The organism is Pandoraea sp. NE5, assembly GCF_024363545.1.
Taxonomy (GTDB): Bacteria; Pseudomonadota; Gammaproteobacteria; order Burkholderiales; family Burkholderiaceae; genus Pandoraea; species Pandoraea cepalis.
The window spans coordinates 267,768-284,653 of the sequence record NZ_AP025517.1; the positions used below are offsets into that span (position 1 = coordinate 267,768).

At 63.6% G+C, this 16,886-nt stretch carries 15 protein-coding genes, 1 other RNA gene and 1 riboswitch; of the genes, 6 read left to right on the forward strand and 10 right to left on the reverse strand.

What is annotated here, in order from left to right; translation table 11 throughout:
- Nucleotides 1-20 precede the first annotated feature (20 nt).
- Nucleotides 21-2,045: a TonB-dependent receptor plug domain-containing protein gene (locus PanNE5_RS01110; RefSeq protein WP_017235032.1), complete on the reverse strand. Its 2,025-nt coding sequence runs from the start codon at nt 2,043-2,045 to the stop codon at nt 21-23.
- Between the two features lie 153 nt (nt 2,046-2,198).
- Nucleotides 2,199-2,451: riboswitch (cobalamin riboswitch) on the reverse strand.
- 89 nt (nt 2,452-2,540) lie between these two features.
- Here PanNE5_RS01110 and PanNE5_RS01115 point away from each other — a divergent pair.
- The 3 genes from PanNE5_RS01115 to ssrS all read left to right on the forward strand — a co-directional run bounded on the left by PanNE5_RS01115 (nt 2,541) and on the right by ssrS (nt 3,377).
- Nucleotides 2,541-2,852 (forward strand): hypothetical protein, encoded by a 312-nt coding sequence (locus PanNE5_RS01115; protein ID WP_017235031.1) that lies wholly within the window; start codon nt 2,541-2,543, stop codon nt 2,850-2,852.
- Nucleotides 2,849-3,160, forward strand: a complete 312-nt coding sequence (locus PanNE5_RS01120) for a cell division protein ZapA (RefSeq protein ID WP_017235030.1) — start codon at nt 2,849-2,851, stop codon at nt 3,158-3,160. The genes PanNE5_RS01115 and PanNE5_RS01120 overlap by 4 nt, the downstream gene beginning before the upstream one ends.
- A gap of 35 nt (nt 3,161-3,195) precedes the next feature.
- Nucleotides 3,196-3,377, forward strand: a non-coding RNA gene (gene ssrS, locus PanNE5_RS01125) — 6S RNA.
- 142 nt (nt 3,378-3,519) lie between these two features.
- On the opposite strand, the gene PanNE5_RS01130 is transcribed toward ssrS, so the two are convergent.
- The 3 genes from PanNE5_RS01130 to PanNE5_RS01140 all read right to left on the reverse strand — a co-directional run bounded on the left by PanNE5_RS01130 (nt 3,520) and on the right by PanNE5_RS01140 (nt 7,174).
- Nucleotides 3,520-5,301, reverse strand: coding sequence for an acyl-CoA dehydrogenase (locus PanNE5_RS01130; RefSeq protein ID WP_261939029.1), 1,782 nt, complete (start codon nt 5,299-5,301; stop codon nt 3,520-3,522).
- 176 nt (nt 5,302-5,477) lie between these two features.
- The gene (locus PanNE5_RS01135; protein WP_261939030.1) at nt 5,478-6,410 is read right to left on the reverse strand and encodes an electron transfer flavoprotein subunit alpha/FixB family protein; all 933 of its coding nucleotides are present in this window, start codon (nt 6,408-6,410) and stop codon (nt 5,478-5,480) included.
- A gap of 14 nt (nt 6,411-6,424) precedes the next feature.
- A complete protein-coding gene (locus PanNE5_RS01140) occupies nt 6,425-7,174 on the reverse strand; it encodes an electron transfer flavoprotein subunit beta/FixA family protein (RefSeq protein ID WP_261939031.1) in 750 nt (249 codons plus the stop codon).
- A gap of 369 nt (nt 7,175-7,543) precedes the next feature.
- On the opposite strand from PanNE5_RS01140, the gene PanNE5_RS01145 reads away from it, so the two are divergent.
- The gene (locus tag PanNE5_RS01145) at nt 7,544-8,449 is read left to right on the forward strand and encodes an alpha/beta hydrolase (protein WP_150563130.1); all 906 of its coding nucleotides are present in this window, start codon (nt 7,544-7,546) and stop codon (nt 8,447-8,449) included.
- 122 nt (nt 8,450-8,571) lie between these two features.
- Complete coding sequence (locus PanNE5_RS01150) at nt 8,572-9,354, forward strand: ferredoxin--NADP reductase (RefSeq protein WP_150563131.1); 783 nt, start codon at nt 8,572-8,574, stop codon at nt 9,352-9,354.
- A 78-nt stretch (nt 9,355-9,432) separates the two neighbouring features.
- Here the strand turns inward: PanNE5_RS01150 and PanNE5_RS01155 are convergent, their stop codons facing one another.
- Both PanNE5_RS01155 and PanNE5_RS01160 read right to left on the reverse strand, forming a co-directional pair.
- The gene (locus tag PanNE5_RS01155) at nt 9,433-10,257 is read right to left on the reverse strand and encodes an enoyl-CoA hydratase (RefSeq protein ID WP_261939032.1); all 825 of its coding nucleotides are present in this window, start codon (nt 10,255-10,257) and stop codon (nt 9,433-9,435) included.
- Nucleotides 10,258-10,317: 60 nt separating this feature from the next.
- On the reverse strand, nt 10,318-11,241 hold the full coding sequence (locus PanNE5_RS01160) for a histone deacetylase family protein (protein ID WP_017232007.1): 924 nt from the start codon (nt 11,239-11,241) through the stop codon (nt 10,318-10,320).
- 430 nt (nt 11,242-11,671) lie between these two features.
- Between PanNE5_RS01160 and mltB the strand changes: the two genes are divergently transcribed.
- Nucleotides 11,672-12,901, forward strand: a complete 1,230-nt coding sequence (mltB, locus tag PanNE5_RS01165; RefSeq protein WP_261939033.1) for a lytic murein transglycosylase B — start codon at nt 11,672-11,674, stop codon at nt 12,899-12,901.
- 106 nt (nt 12,902-13,007) lie between these two features.
- Here the strand turns inward: mltB and cysM are convergent, their stop codons facing one another.
- From cysM to rfaE1, 4 genes are all read right to left on the reverse strand, one after another.
- A complete protein-coding gene (gene cysM, locus PanNE5_RS01170) occupies nt 13,008-13,910 on the reverse strand; it encodes a cysteine synthase CysM (RefSeq protein ID WP_017232004.1) in 903 nt (300 codons plus the stop codon).
- 118 nt (nt 13,911-14,028) lie between these two features.
- A complete protein-coding gene (locus PanNE5_RS01175; RefSeq protein WP_261939034.1) occupies nt 14,029-14,712 on the reverse strand; it encodes a ComEA family DNA-binding protein in 684 nt (227 codons plus the stop codon).
- A 175-nt stretch (nt 14,713-14,887) separates the two neighbouring features.
- Nucleotides 14,888-15,892, reverse strand: a complete 1,005-nt coding sequence (gene rfaD, locus PanNE5_RS01180) for an ADP-glyceromanno-heptose 6-epimerase (RefSeq protein ID WP_261939035.1) — start codon at nt 15,890-15,892, stop codon at nt 14,888-14,890.
- Complete coding sequence (gene rfaE1, locus PanNE5_RS01185; RefSeq protein WP_017232083.1) at nt 15,889-16,878, reverse strand: D-glycero-beta-D-manno-heptose-7-phosphate kinase; 990 nt, start codon at nt 16,876-16,878, stop codon at nt 15,889-15,891. Before rfaE1 ends, rfaD begins: the two co-directional genes overlap by 4 nt.
- Between the last annotated feature and the right edge of the window lie 8 nt (nt 16,879-16,886).

Here is a 16,886-nt window from a genome sequence, read left to right on the forward strand (position 1 = left end):
CTCGCCCTGCCGGGACGTCGTTAGAACTGCTTCCAGCCGAGCGAGACGTAAATCGCGCGTCCGAGGGTGTTGTAGCCATAGACCGTCTGGTAGTTCTTGTTGAAGACGTTGTCGAGGTGCGCCGAGACGTACCAGGATTTGTCGATATCGTAGCGTGTCTGAAGGTTCACGAGCGTGTAGGCACCGAGATGCTGACCGCCCGTATCGTAACGCTCGCCGCTGTAGAAGACATCGCCGCCGACGGTGAATTTGCCGAACGTCTTCGACAGACCGACCGACCCGAACTGCCGGGCGCGACGCGCCAGTTGCCTGTCGGCATCCAGATCGGTTGGGTTCTGCCGCGTGAACGACGCGCGCACGTCCATGCCGAGGAACGGACGGCCCGCGTAGGTCAACTCCAGGCCCTCGACGCGCGCGTTTGCGACGTTCGCAGCCGTGTACGGAAACACCGTGAGCGACTGGATCAGGTTGGTGTAGTCGGTCCGGAACCCCGTCAACTTGACCAGGCCGAGGCGCTCGCCGCCGTTGAACTGCACGGCGAGTTCCTTCGAAATAGAGCGTTCCGGTTGCAGGTTCGGATTGCCGAACCCCGGATAGAACAGCTCGTTGAAGGTCGGTGCGCGAAAGCCATCCGACGCATTGGCCATGACCTTCCACTGCGGCGTGAGCGAGTAGCCGTAGCCGGCCCAGTAGCTGTTCGCGCCGCCGAAATCGGAATACACGTCGCGTCGCACGTTGGCCTGAATCTGATGCTTGCCGAATCGTCCCTCATATCCGACGTAGCCCGAATCGAGATGGCGGTTGTTGCGGTCGTAGTTCGTACTGCTCTCGACCGTTTGCTCCAGACGCGTGTAGCCGGCGATCAGCTTCTGATCCGGCATGAACGCATATTCGTTGGCCCAGTCGATCTGGTTGCTCGACGTATGGAAGTTGCCGTTACCGCTGCCGTTCAGATAGTTATAGCTGTAGTCGTCGCCCTGCGTGACGGTAATCCGGGTCTTCCACTTGTCCGTGAGGTTGCCCTTCGCGTAACCAGAGATCTGGCGAACGCGGGCGTCGCTGTCGTTCAGGTCGGTGGGCTTGCCGTAGGCATTGTCGTAGCTGCTGCTGCCGTCGCTCTGAAACAGACGCGCACCGACCTCCCACGTGTCGCCGACCTTGCGCGACAGCGATGCGCTCACGCTCGTGTTGTCGTCGCCGTTGCGGTTGGGGTTGACCTTCGGCGCGAAGCGCGGGTCCTGCGCCGAGATGCCGTTGGTGTGAAACCGCGAGACGTCCAGGGAGAAGCGGGTCTTGCCGTCGTCGAACGCGCCGGCAATGCCGGCGTTGGCCTGCGTGGTGTTGTTCGTGCCGTAGCCCACTTCGGCATAGGCGCGGGGCGGGCCGCCGTTGCCCTTGCGCGTGAAGATCTGGATCACGCCACCGACGGCCTGCGAACCATACAGGGCCGAGACGTTGCCGCGCACGATCTCGATGTGGTCGATCTGCGACACCGGGATCTGAGCGATGTTGGTCGTACCGGTCGTGGCTGCGTTGACGGGCACCCCGTCGATGAGCACGAGCGCAGCGTTCGATGCCGCGCCGCGCATGAAGACGCTGGCCGACGTGCCGAAACCGCCGTTCTGCACGATTTCCACGCCAGCCTGTCCGCGCAGCAGTGTCGGCAAGTCCTGCGTCTGGCTGCGTTCAATGTCTTCGCGCGTGATGACCGAGGTGGCCGCCAGCGTGTCTGTGAGCGTCTGCTCGGTGCGCGAGGCTGTCACCACGGTCGCCTTGAGTTGCACGGCGGTGGGGCTGTCGGTCGCGGGGTTGTCGGGCGGATTGGCGGCGAGCACTGCCGGCACGGACGACGCCGTCGATGCGGCATCGGCGGACTGGGCCGACTGGGCATGGGCGCCGATGCTGGCGGCCAACAGGGCCGCCGCGATGGCAAGACGGTGCGGGGCGGCAACCGACGTGGCCGGTGAAGACGTAATGCGGGTAGTGCAGGTAGGACGTGGCAAGACAGGCGCGTGCAGCGCCATCGCGCGAACGTGGGTGCGCATGATCGGGTGTGACTTCCGTAGTTTTTTTATTGCCTAGGCCCGTTCCCCCGCAGGCCGCTGGCGCAAGGGGAGCGCCGGTGACACGTCACGGATGCGAAGCACCGACACATGAAAACGACGACTGCCCGCCACCGGCTGCGCCGGATGGCATGGCGTTTCCCCACTCACTCCGGCCGGTATCCGGGCTGGTCATTGTGGCGCCTGACCGGCCTTCCCGCGAGCGGATAGCTCACAGTGGCGATGAAGGTGAAGCGCGTTTTCGGAAACCTTTCGGGCCGAAAGAATGACTTACCGTTGCGGGGGCAGCACAGGTTGACCAGCCCGTGTGGGGGCGCGGCTCCCTGTTTCCCGTTTAACTGCGCATGCCGGGAGGGCGTGCGCGAGCACCGAAGTGCCGCAAGTGTAGGGGCCATTCGAATGAGCGTCAATGCTCGTTCGTCGGGCATTGGCCGCCGATTCCGTTAGAATGTAGGGCAATTAAGAGGACGCAGCCCGATGCTCACCGATCTCGACAATCTCACCGACAAAATTGAACAGTTGGTTGTGATCAGCCAACGTTTTCATCAACACAACCAAGCGCTGCTCGCCGAACTCGATCGCGCGCGTGCTGAATGCGACGACACACGCACCGCCATCGAGCAGTTGCGCGTCGAGCGCGACGCCCTGCGTCTGCAGCGCGATCAGCTTGCTGCCAAGATCGACGAAGCGCAGGTTCGCCTGAATGCCATTCTGGAAAAGCTCCCGACGCAGAACCCCGCTGAAGGTCAAATGGATCTGCTCGGCACCCCCGGTGGAGAAAACGCATGACGATCAAGCAGCTCGAAGTCAATATTCTGGAACAGTCGTACCGGCTCGCCTGTCCGCCGGAACACGAGGCCGACTTGCTGTCTGCGGTGTCGCGCGTCGATGCCGAGATGAGCAAGGTGCGTGCGCAAAGCAACGTGCGCGGCACCGACCGGATTGCCGTCATGGCAGCCTTGAGTCTGGCATCCGAATTGCTTGCGCTGGAAAAAAGTATTGCTGCTGGACAAGCATTCCCCGCGGAAGAAATTCAGAGTAGAATGAATCGCATGAACGAACGACTGAGTGCTGTGATCGATCAGTATCAAAGCTGAAAATTCACTGGCTGCCGCTCGATTCAAAAAGTTAGTTTTCCCTGCCTGGTTCGCGAAAGTCATAGATTCCTTGAACCAATGATCTGTTGCAGGTTGCGGAAGTTTGTAGTGCTGGTGTGATCGTCACTCTGTCTGATGAACCCGAAGCGTTACTAACCGCGACCACCTTGAACCTCACGGTTCAGGATGCCGGCTTAGCGGCTGAGGCGGGGACCCAATACACGGCACTGCGCAGGCAGTGCCGTTTTTTTTCGTCCGTTGTGTCCGTTGTGTCGCGTCCATCCGCTGCACTCGCACAAAAAAAAGCGGCCCGTAGGCCGCCTTCCCATCGATCGCGTCACACCAGCGTGACAGGCCGATCAGAACTGTGCTTCGCTCAACGACAGGGCCGACGCCGCGCCTTCGGTAATCGTCAGGGCAAGACCCGGCGCTCGCGTGAGAAAGTGATCCGCGAAGAAGCGCGCGGTACCGATCTTGGCATCGTAGAACGACGGGTCCTGATCGCGCAACGACTGTGCGGCCAGCAACGCGCGGCCCATCTGCCATCCCCCCAGCACGATACCGGCAAGCGTCAGGTACGGCACGCTGCCTGCAAACACTGCATTCGCATTGTCCTGCGTGTTCGCGAGCACATAGTCGACGGCGATCGAGAGCGCTTCGCGCCCCTTCGCCAGACGGTCTGCCACGCCCGGCCCCACGCCGCCCATCGCACGCAGTTCGTTTTCCGTCACCCTGATCTGCTCGCACAGGGCGCGGGCCACGGCACCGCCGTCGCGCAGCGTCTTGCGGCCGATCAGATCGTTCGCCTGAATCGCCGTCGTGCCTTCGTAGATCGGCAGGATGCGCGCGTCGCGGTAGTACTGCGCCGCGCCCGTTTCCTCGATAAAGCCCATGCCGCCGTGCACCTGCACGCCGAGGCTCGTCACCTCCAGCGACATCTCGGTGCTCCAGCCCTTGACGATCGGCACGAGAAATTCATAGACGGCCTGTGCACGTTTGCGTTCGGCCGCGTCTGCTGCGTGGTGACCGATATCGGCGTGCGCTGCCGCCACGTAAGCGAGCGCACGCGCGCCTTCGGTCAGCGCACGCATCGTCATTAGCATGCGCTTGACGTCCGGGTGATGAATGATGGCTACGGCGTCACGCGACGAGCCATCGACCGGACGGCTTTGCAAACGATCGCGGGCGTACGCCACGGCATGCTGATACGCACGCTCGGCGATAGCCACACCTTGCATGCCGACCGCGAAGCGCGCGGCGTTCATCATAATGAACATGTATTCGAGGCCGCGATTCTCCTCGCCGACCAGGTAGCCCGTTGCCCCGCCGTTGTCGCCGAACTGCAGCACCGCCGTCGGGCTGGCCTTGATGCCGAGTTTGTGCTCGATCGACACACAATGCACATCGTTGCGCGCCCCGAGATTGCCCTCGGCGTCGACGTTGAACTTCGGGACGATGAACAGTGAAATGCCCTTCACGCCGGCGGGCGCATCGGGGGTGCGTGCGAGCACGAGATGCACGATGTTCTCGGCCATGTCGTGTTCGCCGAACGTAATGAAAATCTTCGTGCCGAAGATGCGATACGTCCCGTCGGCCTCGCGTTCGGCGCGCGTGCGCACCATCGCGAGATCGGAACCCGCTTGCGGCTCGGTCAGGTTCATCGTGCCGGTCCACTCGCCCGAAAGCAGTTTCGGGACGTAGAGCGCGCGTTGTGCATCAGTGCCCGCGGTGAGCAACGCCTCGACAGCGCCGTCGGTCAGCAACGGACACAGCGCGAACGACAGGTTCGCGGCATTGAGCATTTCCGTGCACGGCGTGGCCACCAGCTTCGGCAGCCCCTGCCCGCCAAACGCCTGCGGATGCACGACCCCCTGCCAGCCCGCCTCGGAGAACTGACGAAACGCCTCCTTGAAGCCCGGCGTGGTCGTGACGACGCCATCCTTCCACGTGCTCGGCTGCTGGTCGCCAATGACGTTCAGCGGGGCGAGCACTTCCTGATTGAAGCGCGCCGCCTCCTCGAGCACCGCCTGCGCGAGTTCGGGCGAGGCGTCCTCATAGCCCGGCAGCGCCGAGATGCTCGTCAGATCCGCCAGTTCGTTCATCACGAACTGCATGTCCTTGATCGGGGCCTGATAACTCATGTCGTTCCTCCAACGAATTCCGATTGCCTGCGGATGACGGCGAATGCCGAGATGCTTGGGATGTTTTTATGTTTTTGTTCGACCGATTCGCATGAAGACGCCACACCGTCGCAGGCCAGCCTCCTCATGCGGATCGGCTGCGGGAGACGATCCCGCAGCCTCACCTCCGAACTCGCTTACAGCGCGCCCGTCAGCTCCGGCACCACCGTGAACAGATCGCCCACCAGACCGTAATCCGCCACCGAGAAGATCGGCGCTTCCGGATCCTTGTTGATCGCCACGATCACCTTCGAATCCTTCATCCCCGCCAAGTGCTGGATCGCGCCCGAAATGCCCACCGCCACATACAACTGCGGCGCCACGATCTTGCCCGTCTGACCGACCTGATAGTCGTTGGGCACGTAACCGGCATCGACCGCCGCGCGCGACGCGCCCAGTGCCGCGCCCAGCTTGTCCGCCAGCGGCTCGAGCACCTTCGTGTAGTTCTCCCCGCTGCCCAGGCCCCGGCCGCCCGAGACGATGATCTTCGCGCTCGTGAGTTCCGGACGGTCCAGCTTCGTCACTTCACGACCCACGAACTGCGACACGCCCGCGTCCGGCGTCGCCGCCACGGCTTCCACCGCTGCGCTGCCACCGCTTGCCGCGACCGGATCGAACCCCGTCGAGCGCACCGTGATCACCTTCACCTTGTCCGCGCTTTGCACCGTCGCAATCGCGTTGCCCGCGTAAATCGGACGCTCGAACGTGTCGGCACTGTCGACCTTCGTGATGTCCGAAATCTGCGCAACGTCCAGCAGTGCCGCCACGCGCGGCGCGATGTTCTTGCCGTACGCCGTGGCCGGCGCCAGGATGTGCGAGTACGCGCCTGCGATCGACACCACCTCGTCGGCGATGTTCTCGGCCAGGCCGTCACCGAAGTACGGCGCGTCGGCCAGCAGCACCTTCTTCACGCCGGCGATCTGCGCGGCCGCGTCAGCCGCGGCCTTCGCGTTGTTGCCCGCGACCAGCACATGCACGTCGTCGCCGCATTGCAGCGCGGCGGCCACCGTGTTCAGGGTCGCAGCCTTGATCGATTGATTGTCGTGTTCGGCAATTACAAGAATGCTCATCTCGTCGTCTCCCCTTAGATGACCTTGGCCTCAAGCTTCAGCTTCTCGACGAGCGCTGCCACGTCCGCCACCTTCACCCCCGCGCTGCGCTTGGGCGGCTCCACCACCTTGAGCGTCTTCAGGCGCGGGCTCACGTCCACCCCCAGATCCGCCGGCTTGACCGTCTCCAGCGGCTTCTTCTTCGCCTTCATGATGTTGGGCAGCGTCACGTAACGCGGCTCGTTCAGGCGCAGGTCCGTCGTGATCACCGCCGGCAGCGACAGCGACACCGTCTCCAGACCGCCATCCACTTCGCGCGTGACTTGCGCACGGTTGTCCGCCACCGTCACCTTCGAGGCGAACGTCGCCTGCGGCAGCTTCGCCAGCGCCGCGAGCATCTGTCCGGTTTGATTGGAGTCGTCGTCGATGGCCTGCTTGCCCAGGATCACCAGTTGCGGCTGTTCCTTGTCCACGACAGCCTTGAGCAACTTGGCCACCGCCAACGGTTGCAGCTCGTCGTCCGACTCGATCAGGATCGCGCGGTCCGCGCCGATCGCCAGCGCCGTGCGCAGCGTCTCCTGCGCTTGCGCCACGCCCGCCGACACCGCGATCACTTCGGTCGCCACGCCCGCTTCCTTCAGGCGCACCGCCTCCTCCACCGCGATTTCGTCGAACGGATTCATCGACATCTTCACGTTCGCGATGTCGACGCCACTGCCGTCGCTCTTCACGCGAACTTTTACGTTGTAATCCACTACCCGTTTGACCGGTACCAGGATCTTCATGAACTCGCTCCAAAGTTACGTTAACGTCAATCCGCTGTCATTATAACCACACAGCGAATGACGCATTTGTTGTCGATTCAATGCATTTTGTGGCGTTAATTCGTGATGCCCGTCTGATTTGCCGCAAATGCACAATCCGCAAGTCAGCGACGCCATAACGCGACCGGTACGCGCTGTCACGCAACCGATTAACCCCGAACGATCGTGCTATTTTTATGGAAATCTCGACGGGCAGCCAGTCCCCGTGTGGTGCATTTCCTCTAGAGAAATCACCCCGCCGCTCAGGCGCCTATGATCGAATGGCGCACCCGATAATCGCTGTGCCATCGCACGCGTGACGGCCACTCGGCCAACGCGTCAGGAGGAGACATGACTACGTATTCCGAATCGCGCCTGCACGCGAGCGACGGCCTTTCACTGCACGTCCATTGCTGGACGCCCGATACCGGGGGCGCGCGCTTGCGCGCGGTGGTGGCCATCATCCACGGGATGGGCGAGCACGGCGGGCGTTACGCACGCCTGGCGGAGCACTTCGCCGCGCAAGGCCTCGCCACCGTCACTTACGACCTTCGCGGGCACGGCCGCTCGGGCGGCGCGCGCGTCTTTGTGAAGCATTTCGACGAGTACCTCGACGACACTGAAATCTTCCTCACGCATGTGCGCACCCAGTTCGGTCCGGCACCGTTGTTCCTGCTCGGCCACAGCATGGGGGGCGCCATCGCAGCCTTGTACACCATCACTCGGGCACCGGCGAACGTGCGCGCGCTGATGCTGAGCAGCCCGGCGCTCGCGCCCGGTGAGCCCGTCGCCCCATGGATGGTGAAAGCCGGGCGCTGGGTGTCGCGCTGGCTGCCCAAGGTGCCCGTCTTCAAGATCGATCCTGCCATGATCGCGCGCGACAAGGCCGTGGTGGCCGCCGCGAAGCAAGATCCACTCAACGCCTATCGCGGCACGCCGGCGCGCACCGCCGCCGAGCTGCTCGACGCGATGGCGCGCATTCACGCCAACGCCGACGCGCTACGTCTGCCGCTGTACGTCTTCCACGGCACCGCCGACCGACTCACCGCCCCATGGGCAAGCGAGCAATTCCACGGCAACGCGGGCTCGCAGGACAAGACACTGCGCCTCTATCCCGGGCACTTTCACGAAACGCTCAACGATCTCGATCGCGAAAAGGTCATCGACGAACTGACACAGTGGCTGATGCAACACCTGCCCGAGACGCCAGTGGCGCAGCCGACGCAACCGACCGTCGGGGCACACGACAGCGTCTGAGCATTGGCGTGGGCCAAGCACCCGACACACGCCCGGAACCCCGCACGCGAGCAGGGTCTCGTCACGCGCTGCCCTGCTGCGCGCTACACTGAAGACGTGTGGAACTGCGAGGAGCCTCCGGCATGCAAGCGCAGACGAAATACTCGCCGCAAACGGTCACCGGCATGCATTTCTGGACGCCGACGATCTTCAGTATCAAGACCACGCGACCGCCCGGCCTGCAATTTACAGCGGGACAGTTCGTGCGGCTCGGACTTCCCGACGACGACAGCGAAAGCGGCGAGATGATCTGGCGCCCCTATTCATTGGTGAACTCGCCCAATGAAGATACATTGGAGTTCTACCTGATCACGATTCCCGAGGGGAAACTCACGCCCCGTCTGGCGCAACTCAAGGTCGGCGACACGCTCTTCGTCGATCACACCGCCTATGGCTTCCTGACGCTCGACCGATTCACCGGCGGCGAAGACCTCTGGCTGCTCGCCACCGGTACTGGTCTGGCACCCTTTGTGTCGATCCTGCGCGACCCCGCGGTATGGCACCGCTTCAAACGCCTCTTCGTCGTGCACAGCGTGCGATGGGCGCACGACCTCGCCTATTACGACGAGCTGAAGCATTTCTCGCACCCCGACGTCGATCCGTCGCTGGTCGATAAACTGAATTACGCCGCGTGCGTGACGCGCGAGCAAGCGCCAGGCGCGCTGAACGGACGTGTGACGTCGCTGCTGGCGTCAGGCGAGCTGGAGAAGGCGATGGGGGCGACGCTCGACCCGGCCACGTCGCGCATCATGGTTTGCGGCAATCCGGACATGATCAAGGCGCTGCGCGCCTGGTTCACCGACAAGGGATACGCCGTGAGCCGTACGGCGATGCCCGGGCCGCTCGTGCTGGAAAAGCAGTGGTAAGGCGCGAGAACCGCGAAACGATTCGATAAGCACGTTCGGCGCCCAAAACGCATCGGGCGCTTCGGGCCGCCGTCCCCGTCAGTCGGGCCGCTTCGCCCAGTCGGGGGCGCGCTTCTCGATGAACGCTTGCACCCCTTCCAGCGCACATTCGTCCATCATGTTGCAGGCCATCGTCTGCCCGGCCATCTGATAAGCGGCCTCGATGCCGGTCTCGACCTGCCGGTAGAACAACCCCTTGCCCGCTGCCACCGCCGCGGCGGGCTTCGCCAGGATCGAACGGCATAGCGCCGCCACTTCCGCGTCAAGCCGCTCCATTGCCACCACACGATTGACGAGACCGCGCTCGCGGGCCGTCTGCGCGTCGATGAAATCGCCCGTGAGCAGCATCTCCATCGCCTGCTTGCGCGAGAGATTGCGCGAGAGGGCCACACCCGGCGTCGCGCAGAAAAGGCCGACGTTGATGCCGGAGACAGCGAAGCGCGCCGCCGACGTCGCCACCGCCAGATCGCACATCGCAACCAGTTGACATCCCGCCGCCGTTGCAATGCCATGCACGCGGGCAATGACCGGCTGCGGCATGCGCTGCATCGTCAGCATCACACGCGTGCATTGATTGAACAGCGCGCGGTAGCTGTCGAGCGACGGTTCGGCGCGCATTTCCTTGAGATCGTGTCCGGCACAGAACGCCGGACCGGCGGCCGCCAGCACAACCACGCGCGCGCTGGCATCGCGCTGCGTGTCGTCGAGCGCACGTTGCAGCGCGTCGAGCATCGCTATCGAGAGGGCGTTGAATTGACGCGGGCGATTCAGCGTCAGCGTGACCACACCGGCCAGCTCGCCTTCACCTCGTGTGACGAGAACAAGCGGCTCAGGCGTCGCTGTCGTCGCTTCGGATGCGGTCATGGTCTCTCTCCCGTACCGCGTCGTTTCGCGCGGCATCGCACAGTCGTCAAGCGCGAATTATCAAACGTCGGCGAGCACTTTCAGGTGCGCCACGACACTGCGTCCGAGCGCCGAAAGGTTGTAGCCGCCCTCCAGGCAGCTCACAATGCGCCCCTTCGCATGACGATCCGCCACCGCTTTCACGCGTTCGGTGATCCACGCGAAGTCCGCCTCGGTCAGACCGAGATTGCCGAGGTCATCTTCGCGGTGCGCGTCGAAGCCCGCCGAGAAGAAGATCATCTCCGGACGGAACGCGTCGAGTTGACCCAGCCAGCCGTAGTCGATCGCCTCACGGACCTGCATGCCCGAGGTACGCGCGGCGATCGGAATGTTGAGCATGTTCGGTGCCGGATCGACCGCGCCCGAAAACGGGTAGAAAGGGTGCTGAAAAATGCCGCACATCAGCACGCGTTCATCGTTGCCGAACGCGGCTTCCGTTCCGTTGCCGTGATGCACGTCGAAGTCGACGATCGCCACCCGCGAGAGTCCGTGCACTTCGAGCGCGTGCGCCGCAGCGATCGCCACGTTATTGAACAGACAAAAACCCATGGCGCGCGTAGGCGTGGCGTGATGGCCCGGCGGGCGAACGCTGCAAAACGCGTTGTCGAGCTCGCCGCGCAGCACGGCATCGGTCGCCGCAATCGCCGCACCGGCCGCACGCGTGGCCGCACGCCACGAGTACGGGTTGAGCAACGTGTCGGGATCGATCGGGAAATAGCCGGACTCGGGGATGTTGTCGCGAATGAAGTCGATGTGATCCTGCGTGTGCACGAGCCGCAGGCTGGCCTCGTCGGCGGCTGGGGCTTCACGGCGCTCGAGCAGGCCGTCGATGCGTCCTGCGATCAATTGGTCCTCGATGGCACGCAGCCGTTCGGGACATTCCGGATGCCACTCGCCCATTTCGTGACGGATGCAATCGGGGTGCGTATAAAACCCGGTAGCCATTCGGTGTGTCGCCTATCGCTTCGAATCGTTATGGTGGGACGGGTGGGGGACGCCCGCCGTGCCGTGCGCCTCGCGTCCGGTAGCGGCCGGGCGGAGCGCGTGGCATGCGATGCCGCACTACACTGCCGCTCGCTTGCCGATGGCCGGCATCCCCCATGAGTCCTGTCACGGACAGTGCTCAGGCCTTAAGGTATCACAGGTGCACTCGGTTATACTGCCAAGCAGTCTCCCAGCAGACCCGTGTCAGCCGGCAAGGGCCGTTCACCTGAATTTCGGGACGGCGGGAACCGGCATGAATGGTTGATGCTCTCGTTATCGGCGCGTCTCGGATCACTGACGCACGCCCTGACGAACGCGTCAACGCGACTAACGCGACGGCGGCCAAGGTGGCTGCGTTGCCTTCGGACTTCATACAGGCCTGACAGACAGCATGACATCACCGGTACGGATGTACGATTCGCTCTCGCCGGCGCACACGCGCCCGCCCCATCGACCGGACACTGACCGCCCTCGCGCGGCTGCCCTGCGCAAACGTGCCGACACCCCCTCCCTCTCGCCACTGTTGCGGCTCGCGCAGGCGTTCGGCGTGGCGCTTTGCGTCGGCACGTTCGCGCTGACGTCTGCCGGCGTGCACGCGCAAACACGCGCCAAGCCGATCGCAAAGGCGGAATTCGAGGAAGAGGTCGTACCGCAACGCTATGCGGCGAACCCCGAGGTCGACGCGTTCATCAACGACCTCGTGGCGCGCGACGGATTCGATCGCGCCGAGCTGCAAAATGTCTTCTCGCGCGTGGTGTTCTCGCAGACGGCGGCGCGTCTGGCGGCACCGCCCGCCACGCCCGGCCAGAAGAACTGGACACGGTACGAGCGGAATTTTCTCGATAACACGCGCATCAACGGCGGCGTGCGTTTCTGGAACCAGAATGCGGCGGCACTCGCGCGCGCGGCGAAACAATATGGGGTGCCCGAGGAGATCATCGTCGCGATCATCGGCGTCGAGACCATTTACGGGCGCAACATGGGCAACTTCCGCACCATCGATGCGCTCACCACGCTGGCGTTCGACTATCCGCCCGCCCGCAACCGGTCGGAGCGCATGGCGCTGTTTCGCAACGAGCTGGAAAACCTGTTGCTCTACGCGCGCGAGCGCGGGGTCGATCCGTTCGGCATCTACGGTTCGTACGCAGGCGCCATCGGCATTCCGCAGTTCATGCCGTCATCGATCCGCAACTACGCCGTCGATTACACCGGCGACGGCAAGATCAACCTCACGAACGATGTGGCCGACGCCATCGGCAGCGTCGCCAATTTTCTCAAGCAGCACGGCTGGCAGGCGAAACAACCGGTCGTCTGGAATATCGCCGGGGATCGCGGCAGTCAGGGGTTGGCCGAAGCCGGGGCAGACGGGCAACCTGAGCCGCATTGGAAGCTCGGCGACTTCATCAAGGCAGGCATGCTGATGAACGAGCCGCGGCTCGATGTCGGGGCATCGCTCGACACGCCGGTGCTCATCGTCGATCTGCCTACGCCGGGACAAGCCACCGAATACCGCATGGGTCTGACGAACTTCTACGTGCTCACGCGTTACAACCGTAGCTTCTTCTACGCGATGTCGGTGTACGATCTTGCCGACGCGATCAAGGCAGCGCGCGCTCCGTAAGACAGGATGCCGAGCCGCACTCGCCTTGCAAAACGGGACCCACTGGGTCCCGTTGTTCATGATGCGAGGCATCCCGTCACGTGCGCGTGACCGGCACCGCGGCGCATTACGCCGGGAACACCCCGGTCGACAAATAACGATCGCCGCGATCGCACACCACGAACACGATCGTGGCATTCTCGACTTCATGCGCCAGATTCAATGCAATCTGGCAGGCGCCCGCAGCTGAGATGCCGCAGAAAATTCCCTCTTCCGCCGCAAGACGGCGCGCCATGATTTCCGCTTCCGCCTGCGTCACGGGGATGGTGCGATCCACACGTGCCCGATCGAAGATCTTCGGCAGGTAGGCTTCCGGCCACTTTCGAATGCCCGGGATGCGCGAGCCTTCGGCGGGTTCGGCGCCGATGATCTGCACCGCGTCGCTCTGCTCTTTCAGATACTGCGATACGCCCATGATCGTGCCCGTCGTACCCATTGCGGAGACAAAGTGGGTGACGCGCCCTTCGGTATCGCGCCAGATCTCCGGACCGGTGCTCTCGTAGTGCGCGAGCGGGTTGTCCGGGTTGGCGAACTGGTCGAGGATGATGCCGCGTCCGTCGCGCTGCATCTGCTCGGCGAGATCGCGGGCGTATTCCATGCCCCCCTTGACTGGTGTCAGGATGATCTCAGCGCCATACGCACCCATGCTCTGACGGCGCTCGATGGAGAGATCTTCCGGCATGACGAGGACCATCTTGTAGCCGCGAACGGCCGCAGCCATCGCCAGCGCAATGCCGGTATTGCCGGACGTGGCTTCAATCAGCGTATCGCCGGGCTTGATGCGGCCGCGCAATTCGGCGTGCTTGATCATCGACAGCGCCGGACGGTCTTTCACCGACCCCGCCGGGTTGTTGCCCTCGAGCTTGCCGAGAATCACGTTGTTGCGGCGACGGATTTCGTCGTCGGGCAAACGCATCAGTTGTACCAGCGGCGTATTGCCGATGGTGTCTTCGATAGTCTTGTAGGCCATTGCGCTAAGCTGTTTCGGTCGGGAATCGGAACATTCTAATCCACCGGCCATGTCCGCGCTCAGGGGAGGGATTTCGGCCGGACATCGCAATGGCGATGCCCGGCCGCCCGTCGGGGCGTCAGAGCTTCGGTGCGCTAGCCGCCGACGGAGCCTTGGCCTTCTTGGATTTGGAGGGCTTTGCCGGGGCTGCGGCGGGCGCGGCCGCCGGCGCCGATGCCGCGGCAGGGGCCGCGCCCGCCTTGGCCGCCTTGGCATCCTTCGACTTCTTCGACCGGGTCGCCTTCGCGTCCGATGCGCCTGCGGCCGATGCCGCCACCGGAGCCGGCGTCGAGCGCTTGGCCGACATAGTCGCCGCACCTGGCGCCGCAGGCTTCATCGTCGAACCGGCGGCAGGCGTCGGCACAGGCGTCTTTTGAGTCGTCGTCGATGGGACAGGCGCCGCCGGCGTCATGGGCTTGGCGGTCGTCGCAGGTGCCACAGGCGTTTGCGCGGCAGGCGGCATCGGTTTGGCCGGTGCCGCAGGCGCCGCGGCCCCACCCTGCCCGTTGATCGTCATGCCTTCGGACTGAAGCGTGGTCACGGACTTGGCGCCCAGCCCCTTGACGCGTTTGGCAACGTCCGCCGCATCCTTGTAAGGGCCGTGGGCGTTACGCTCGTCGACGATGGCTTTGGATTTGACCGGCCCAATGCCCTTGAGCGATTCGAGCTGCGCCTGGTCGGCGGTATTGATGTCGACGGCAGCCATGGCCAGGCCGCACAGGGTGAAAAAGGCAACAACCGCCAGCAAGAACTTGCGAAGCATGATCTGTTCCTTATGAAGTCACTCGGGCCGATATCGCGGATATCGTGGACATCCTCGACACCCCGATTATGGCTTAACGTCCAGGAACGGCTACGGATGACATCGCACGCCCACAACATCAAACAAAACGGGGAGCCAGTGGGCTCCCCGTCCGTCTTGCGCTGTGACTCGCCATTTACTGCGCGAGCAACCAGCGCACGTACCGCGAGACGCCCTCACCCACCGTGTAGAAAGGCTGCTGATAACCACCCGATTGACGAAGATGATCAATGTTCGCCTGCGTAAAGCATTGGTACTTGCCGCGCAGCGCGTCGGGGAACGGGATGTACTCCACGAGTCCCTGCTTGACCAGTTCGTCGAGCGACAGCGCCGACTCCCCCGCTTCGGCGCGAAGCGTGTTGATCACGGCAACGGCGATATCGTTGAACGGCTGGGCACGGCCCGTGCCGAGGTTGAAGATGCCGCTTCGCTCAGGATGGTCGAAAAAGTGCAGGTTCACCTTCACCACGTCTTCCACCGACACAAAGTCGCGGCTTTGCGTACCGGCAGCGTAGCCGTTGTATTCACCGAAGAGCTTCACCCGACCATTGGCGCGGAATTCGTTGAAGTTGTGGAACGCGACCGAGGCCATACGCCCCTTGTGCGCCTCACGCGCGCCATAGACGTTGAAGTAGCGAAAACCGGCCACCTGACTCGGAAGCTTGCCGCCGGCCTCGCGCATCGCCCGACGCACGATCTGGTCGAACAGAAACTTCGAGTAACCGTAGACGTTGAGCGGTTTCTCGAATTCCCGTGCTTCCACAAACGTTTCCGACGCACCGTACGTCGCCGCAGACGAGGCGTAGAGGAACGGCACGGTCTGCGCCTGGCACGCTTCGAACAACGCACGCGTATAACGGAAGTTGTTCTCCATCATGTAGCGGCCGTCGGTCTCCATGGTGTCGGAGCAGGCGCCTTCGTGGAAAATCGCGCGCACACGGCCGAATTCACGACGCTGGAAGCGCGCGACGAAGTCGGTCTTGTCGAGGTAATCGCTGATCTCACAGTCGACCAGGTTGCGGAACTTGTCGGCGCGCGTGAGGTTGTCGACTGCCACGATGTTGGTTTCGCCGCGCTCGTTGAGGGCTTTGACGAGGTTGGCGCCAATGAATCCCGCGGCACCGGTCACGATGATGGTCATGTCAGTTCGGAAAAGAGTTCGGTGTAGTCCACAGTCGCCGTACCCAGCTTGCCGACGACAATACTGCCCGCGCGATTGGCGAGCACAACGGCCTGCGCGAGCGGCAGACCCGCAGAAAGCGATGCGGCGAGCGTTGCGATCACAGTGTCGCCCGCGCCTGAAACATCATACACTTCGCGTGCCTGCGCCGGCACGTGCAGCGCGCCGCTCGCGGTGAAGAGCGTCATGCCTTCTTCCGAACGCGTGAGCAACAGCGCCTCGAGATCAAGCGACTCACGCAGCGTCTGCGCGCGGGCTGTCAGGTCGTCTTCCGAGCGCCATTCGCCCACGACTTGCTGCAATTCAGAGCGGTTCGGCGTCAGGATGCTGGCGCCGCGATATCGCTCGTAATCACTGCCCTTCGGGTCCACGAGTACCATTTTGCCTGCGGCGCGCGCCGCTTCGATCATCGGCTGCACATGCGTCAGGCCGCCCTTGGCGTAATCCGAGAGCAGCACGACGTCGTAGCTGTCGAGCAGTTGACGATACTGATCAAGCACCGCCAGCAGCACTTCCCGGGCCGGCTGGTTCTCGAAATCGATGCGCAGCAATTGCTGCTGACGCGACACGATGCGCAGCTTGATCGTCGTCGCCAGATCGGCGTCGCGGGTCACAAAGGCCGTCACACCGCTCTCGTCGAGCAGGTCGACGACGCGCTCGCCCGGTTCGTCTTCCCCCAGCACGCAAAGCAGCCCGGCCTGCGCCCCCAGCGACGCGGCGTTGAGCGCCACGTTCGCCGCACCGCCCAGCCGTTCTTCGTTGCGCTTGACGTGCACCACCGGCACCGGCGCTTCCGGGGAAATGCGATTGACGTCGCCGAACCAGTAGCGATCGAGCATCACGTCGCCGACGATCAGCACGCGCGCGCGACCGAACGCCGCGCGAGGCACGGTGGGCACGCCGGGTGCCTGCACCGTGCGCGTGAGCGAAGTTGCCGTCAAAGTCATCTGACGCT